Genomic DNA, 6,391 nt, shown 5'->3' with positions numbered 1-6,391 from the left:
GCGGATGTAGCGCTTGTTCTGGGCAAAGTCGCCATAGCGCGCCACATCCATCGGCCAGGCGTCGGCCTCGGGCTCGCCATGGATCATCCATTCGGCCAGCGTCTTGCCGACGCCGCCGCCCTGCAGGAACCCGGCCATCACCGCGCAGGCAGTCCAATAGCCGCGCTTGCCCGGCACCGGACCGACCAGAGGGTTGCCGTCCGGCGAGAAGGTGAACGCACCGTTCACCCATGTCTTGATGCCCACATTCTGGATCGCCGGGTAGCGCTGAAAGCCTAGCATCAGTTCGTTCTCGATGCGGTCCAGCTGCTCCTGGAACAGCTCCTCGCCATAGTTCCATGGCGCGCCGTCCATGGCCCAGTGCTCGTGATCGACCTCGTAGATGCCAACCAGAACGCCCTTCTGGTCCTGCCGCATGTAGGTGAAGCCCTCCAGATCCACGGTCATCGGCATCTCGAAATCGGCCGCAGCGACCTCGGGCACCGTGTCGGTGATCAGATAGTGGTGTTTCAGCGGAGAGACCGGCAGCTCGACCCCTGCCATGCGCCCCACCTGCTTTGCCCACAGGCCGGCAGCGTTGACCACATGTTCGCAGGTGATCGTGCCCCGGTCGGTCACCACCTGCCAGCCATCGGCGGTCTGGATCAGTTCCTCAACCTTGGTTTCCTCATAGTATTCTGCCCCGCGCTTTTTGGCTGCGGTAGCATAGGCCTGAACGGTGCCCGTGGTATCAATATAGCCTTCGCGGTCGGCCCACATCGCGCCCAGAATGCCGTCGGTGGACATGATCGGGCAGCGTTTCTGCGCCTCTTCCGGGCTCAGCAATTCGCAATCGTCTATGCCGATGGACTGGAAGATGCGGTAATTCGCCTGCAACCACTCCCACCGTTCGGGGGTTCCGGCCAACGTCAGACCACCGGTCATGTGCAGGCCGATATTCTGACCTGATTCCTTCTCGATCTCGCTCAGAAGGTCGATCGTGTAGGCCTGCAGAGCCGCCATGTTCGGATCGGCGTTCAGCGCGTGGATGCCCCCCGCCGCATGCCATGACGACCCCGACGCCAGACGCCGTCGTTCCAACATGACCACATCCGACCAACCGAACTTGGCCAGATGATACAGAACCGAGGCGCCGACGACGCCACCCCCGATGACCACAACGCGATACTGCGATTTCATCCCGACCTCCCCTGGACGATTCCAAAAGGACGCTAGGGGCACTGTTCACTTCTGTCTAGACATTTCTGTACAGTGCTGTCAGGCACTGGCGCTGGGCCGCGCCTGCACGCTGTCGAACCAGGCTCGGGTTGCCGTGTTGCCCTCGGGGATGCGCATCTTGATGACACGGGCGAAATCCACGAAAACGAAGGTCGAGATATCGGCCAGCGAGAACGCCTCGCCCGCGATGAAGGGGCTGTCTTGCAAGCGTTCTTCTAGCAGGTCGAAGAACGCCCCGACGCGCGCGATGCCGCGTTCGGCCAGTTCAGGGATCTGCGCGTGGTTCTGCGGGCCGGGAATGGCGCGGTCCTTGAAGGCCGGATGCGTGTTGCGCAGCGCGTCGGCGATGGGCGCCCCGCCCTGTTGTTCGACGATCGCGTTCCACATCAGCACCAGCCCTTTCTCGTCCGGTGTCCGCCCCATCAAAGGGGGCTCGGGGAAGCGCGCCTCGAGATAGGCGGCGATACCGAGGTTCTCGGTCAGAACGGCGCCCTCGTCGGTAACCAGCACCGGAATGGTGGCGCGGGGGTTCACCTTGCGAAACGCCTCGCTCAGTTGCTCGCCCTTGGCGATCGAGATGTCGCGGGTTTCGATCTGCAGCCCTTTTTCGGCGATGAACATGCGGGCGCGGCGCGGGTTCGGAGCGGTAGAGCAATCGTAAAACAGCATGGGCGGTCCTTTGCGTGAACGTCACGCGAAGGTTAGACCGCCCGCCGTGCCGGGATCGAGTCCCTGCGCAAAGTGACCCTGCGGAACGCCGCTCAGCGCCGGTAGATGAAGCAGCGACCCGGAACCGCGCCTTCGGGGAGGGGCTGTTCCGTCAGCGTTTCGAAATACATCCGGTCGCTCGAGACCATCAAACCGCCTTCGGCCAGTAGTGGTTCTATCAGCGGCGACACGAAGCGGGCGAAGGCATCGTTCTTTTCCCTGTTGTGGCCGCCCAGATCGGCGTGAATCAGGCTGGCGGTTGCGCCGAACCGATCCAGCGCGGCGGGCAGCGTCTCGCGCACGTCGCCCAGGATCAGACGATCTTCGGACGGGGTTGAATCCGGGTGCGAGGCCACCGCGCGCTCGAACACATAGACCGGACGATCCTGGATGCGCTGGATCATGTGATGATAGGTCCGCCCGTTGCCCAGCCCCAGTTCGAACACCGGACCGGCCATGCCGGACGTCTGGGCGATGGCGGCATCCAGGCAGGCCCGCTGCGAAACCATGCGGTCGATGAACAGGTCCAAGCGGCTTTGTTGATGTGGCACGATCTGATCTCTCCGTGATACCTTTGCAGGCCCGTTGGCGCGGACCGGTCGGGCCTTGGATGACAAAAACTCAAGGCTTTGTGTAGGGACAATGCACCAAGGGACGCGAGTCCGCGACGTTTTCCCCCAAGAAGGTGTTTGACTAGTTGCCCCCGGGCGCGCGAAACTGCGTCCAAAAAACAGGGAGTTGATCAAAGCCATGCCCACCGGCGGCCAAACGGGCGGAACCTCCGCATGACGGCCTTGCTGTCTGTCCGAGACCTGAGCATCGGTTTCGGGGACGGAGACTCCGTCGTCAAAGATGTGAGCTTCGATGTCGAGGCCGGACAAACGCTGGCTTTGGTCGGAGAGTCCGGGTCGGGCAAGACCATATCATGCCGGGCGGTGCTGCGTATCCTGCCCCGCGCGGCGCAGATACGGAAGGGCACGATCACCTTCGGCACCGGGCAGGATCAGCTTGATCTTGCCACGCTCGGCGAGCGCAGGATGCGCGACATCCGGGGGAACCGGATCTCGATGATCTTTCAAGAGCCGATGCGGTCGCTGTCGCCGCTGCACAAGATCGGCAACCAGGTCAGCGAAGTCTTGTGGCTGCATCGCGGGGCCTCGGAATCCGAGGCCCGCAAGGAAGTGCTGAAACAGTTCGAACGTGTCGGCTTTCCCGATCCCGTGCGGGCCTATGACTCGTATCCTTTTGAAATGTCGGGCGGGATGCGACAGCGGGCGATGATTGCCATGGCCATGGTGGCCAAGCCCGACCTGCTGATCGCCGACGAGCCCACCACCGCGCTGGACGTGACGACGCAGGCGCAGGTTTTGGGGCTGATCAAGGACCTGCAGCGGGAAACCGGGATGGCGCTGATCCTTGTGACGCATGACCTGGGCGTGGTGGCCAACATGGCCGAACAGGTGGTCGTGATGCACAAGGGCCGCGTGATGGAGGCGGGTCCCGCCGCGCTGATCCTGAGCGAACCGGCGCATCCCTACACGCAGCAATTGTTCGAGGCCGCGCCGGAAATCCCAGACGAGGACGCCGTGGGCATCCCCATGCCGGACGAGGATCTGATCCTCGAGATGAAGGGCGTTTCCAAGACCTACGCGATGCGGGCGGGCCGCGGGTGGAAGGCCGACAAGCTGATCCACGCCTGTCGTGGCATCGACCTGAAGCTGGCAAGGGGCAAAACGCTGGCCGTGGTCGGCGAAAGCGGGTCGGGCAAGACCACAGCCGCGCGCATCGCGTTGGGCGCAGAACTGCCCGATCCCGGCGGCGAGGTTCTGTTTCGCGCTACGCCGCAGGACGATCCGATCCAGGTGCATCAGATGACGCGCGCCGAACGTACCGTGTTCCAGCGCAAGGCGCAGATGGTGTTTCAGGACCCTTACAGCTCGCTCAGCCCGCGGATGCGCATTCAAGACGCGATGACCGAACCGCTCGAGATTCACGGGATCGGCACCTCGGCGGAGCAACGCGAAAAGGCGGCCGAGATGCTCAAGCGCGTCGGGCTGAACGCCGACATGTTGAAACGCTATCCGCATGCCTTTTCCGGTGGCCAGCGCCAGCGACTGTCGATTGCCCGCGCGATGATGTTGGACCCCACGCTGATCATCTGCGACGAACCGACCTCGGCGCTGGATGTTTCGGTGCAGGAACAGATCCTGACACTACTTGAGGAACTGCAGGACAGCCTGAACCTGTCCTATTTCTTCATCTCGCACGACCTGGCAGTGGTGGCCCGAATCGCGGACGAGGTCGCCGTGATGCGGCAGGGGCTGGTGGTCGAACAGGCCCCGCCCGAGACGCTGTTCTACAATCCCCGCCACCCCTACACAAAGGCGCTGATCGCGGCCCAGCCCGAGCCCGACATCAACCGCCCTATCGACCTGAAGCTCGTCGCCCTAGGCGCCGGATCACCGGACAGTTGGGATGACGCCTTTCGTTTCTCGGACTCCGTGATACCTTCACTGGTAGAGATGGAGCCCGGCCATAAGGTACGTTGCCATGTTTAAGACCCCTCGATTACTGACGCTGGCCACCGTTCTGGCCTCTGCCTTCGGGCTTGCCGCACAGGCTGACACCCCGCCCGATCTGCAGGAAAGCACATTCTGGAAAACCGAGGTCGATGCCGGGAACCTGCCACCGATACAGGACCGTATCCCGCAAGAGCCGCTGATCGTGGATCTGGAGGCCAAGGGCCGCGCCTTTGGCAAACAGGGGGGCACCCTGCGCACCATGGTCACCCGGTCCAAGGACATCCGCCAGATGGTCGTCTATGGCTATGCGCGGCTGGTGGGCTATGATGCCGATTACAACCTGGTTCCCGACCTGTTGGCCAGCTACGAGAACGAGGATAACCGCAAGTTCACGCTGCATCTGCGCAAAGGCCACAAATGGTCCAACGGCGAGCCCTTCACGTCGGAAGATTTCCGGTACTGGTGGGAGGACGTCGCCAACAACGAATTGCTCAGCCCCTCGGGCCCACCCGATTTCCTGCGGATCGAGGGCAAGTTTCCCAAGGTCTCGTTTCCCGATGAAACGACCGTGATCTATGAATGGGAAGATCCCAACCCGAACTTCCTTCAGTCGCTGGCGCAGGCGCGCCCGCCCTTCATCTATCGGCCGGCCGAATTCCTAAAACGCTATCACGAGAAATACGCCGACAAGGAAGAGCTTGCATTCCAGGTTGACGATGCCCGCGTCAAAAGCTGGGCCGCGCTGCACAACAAGCTGGACAACCTCTACAAGTACGACAACCACGAACTGCCGACTCTTCAGCCTTGGTTGAATGCCAGCTCGGGCAAGAAGATCCGGCACAATTTCGTACGCAATCCCTACTATCACCGCATCGACGCCAAGGGCGTGCAACTGCCCTATATCGACGTGGTCGAGATGGAGATCGTCGCGCCCGGCCTGGTCGCCGCCAAGGCCAATGCCGGCGAGACCGATCTGCAGGGCCGCGGGCTTGACTTCCGCGATGCCTCGATCCTGAAAAAGGGCGAGGCGCAGGGCAACTACAAGACCTTGCTGTGGAAGACCGGTGTCGCCTCGCAGATCGCGATATATCCCAATCTGAACTATGAAGACGAGGTCTGGCGCAATGTGCTGCGCGATGTGCGCGTCCGCCGGGCGCTGTCGCTGGCGATCGACCGGCAGACCATCAATCAGGCCCTGTATTTCAAACTGGCGCATCCGGCGGCCATGTCGGTCCTGCCGGCCTCGCCCTTCTACAGTGAGGAGAACGCGCAGGCCTGGGCGCAGTTCGATGTCGACCAGGCCAATGCCCTGCTGGACGAAGCCGGCTTGGACAAGCGGGACAGGAACGGCATCCGTCTGCTGCCCGACGGCCGCTCGATGGAGTTGGTGATCGAAACCGCCGGCGAAAGGCAAGAAGTCGAGAACGCGCTGCAGATCGTCACCGACACCTGGCGCGAGATTGGCGTCAAGCTGGTGATGCGCCCGCTTGACCGGGACATTCTGCGCAACCGGGTGTTTGCCGGAAACACGATGGCGTCGGTCTGGTACGGATGGGACAACGGTATTCCGCAGGTCTATACTTCGCCGCTGTATGTGGCGCCCACCGACCAGGTGTTTCTGTCCTGGCCGAAATGGGGTCAGCACTATCAAACCGGCGGCGGTTCCGGCGAGCCGCCCGATCTGCCCGAGGCGCAGCGCCTTCTGGAACTGGCCCATGACTGGCAGGTCGCCACCGACGACGACCAGCGCCGCGCGGCTTGGGAAGCCATGCTCAAAATCCACGCCGAACAGGTCTATGCCATCGGCATCCTGAACGGAGCGCCGCAACCGATCGTGTTATCCAACCGCCTGCGCAACGTGCCGGAACAAGCCATGTGGGCATGGGAACCCGGCGCACATTTCGGAGTGCACCGGCCCGACGAATTCTTCTTGGCGGACTGAC

At 62.6% G+C, this 6,391-nt stretch carries 5 protein-coding genes; 2 read left to right on the top strand and 3 right to left on the bottom strand.

All coding sequences use genetic code 11. From position 1 onward, the window contains the following. The 3 genes from AC2FNS_RS10570 to AC2FNS_RS10560 all read right to left on the bottom strand — a co-directional run. On the bottom strand, positions 1–1,179 hold a 1,179-nt coding region (locus AC2FNS_RS10570; RefSeq protein ID WP_496803840.1), incomplete at its 3' end, for an NAD(P)/FAD-dependent oxidoreductase. A gap of 78 nt (positions 1,180–1,257) precedes the next feature. Next, entirely contained in the window at positions 1,258–1,887 is a 630-nt protein-coding gene (locus AC2FNS_RS10565; RefSeq protein WP_496686868.1) for a glutathione S-transferase family protein, read from the bottom strand. Between the two features lie 92 nt (positions 1,888–1,979). Beyond that, the gene (locus AC2FNS_RS10560) at positions 1,980–2,477 is read right to left on the bottom strand and encodes a class I SAM-dependent methyltransferase (RefSeq protein WP_496711833.1); all 498 of its coding nucleotides are present in this window, start codon (positions 2,475–2,477) and stop codon (positions 1,980–1,982) included. A 234-nt stretch (positions 2,478–2,711) separates the two neighbouring features. Between AC2FNS_RS10560 and AC2FNS_RS10555 the strand changes: the two genes are divergently transcribed. Both AC2FNS_RS10555 and AC2FNS_RS10550 read left to right on the top strand, forming a co-directional pair. Beyond that, positions 2,712–4,484 carry an ABC transporter ATP-binding protein gene (locus AC2FNS_RS10555; RefSeq protein WP_496711834.1) on the top strand — a complete coding sequence of 591 codons (1,773 nt, stop codon included), beginning with the start codon at positions 2,712–2,714 and terminating at the stop codon, positions 4,482–4,484. After that, positions 4,477–6,390, top strand: coding sequence for an ABC transporter substrate-binding protein (locus tag AC2FNS_RS10550; RefSeq protein ID WP_496711835.1), 1,914 nt, complete (start codon positions 4,477–4,479; stop codon positions 6,388–6,390). Before AC2FNS_RS10555 ends, AC2FNS_RS10550 begins: the two co-directional genes overlap by 8 nt. The last annotated feature ends 1 nt before the right edge of the window (position 6,391 follow it).

The sequence above is a fragment of the Ruegeria sp. BHSA191 genome (assembly GCF_059613325.1).
The sequence above is the reverse complement of the archived record's forward strand: the minus strand, read 5'-3'. Positions and strand labels throughout refer to the sequence as shown.

What these genes read in the sequence shown, in the direction of transcription:
- AC2FNS_RS10550 (WP_496711835.1), top strand. Translation starts at nt 4,477, where the DNA reads ATGTTTAAGACCCCTCGATTACTGACGCTGGCCACCGTTCTGGCCTCT.
- AC2FNS_RS10565 (WP_496686868.1), bottom strand. Translation starts at nt 1,887, where the DNA reads ATGCTGTTTTACGATTGCTCTACCGCTCCGAACCCGCGCCGCGCCCGC.
- AC2FNS_RS10555 (WP_496711834.1), top strand. Translation starts at nt 2,712, where the DNA reads ATGACGGCCTTGCTGTCTGTCCGAGACCTGAGCATCGGTTTCGGGGAC.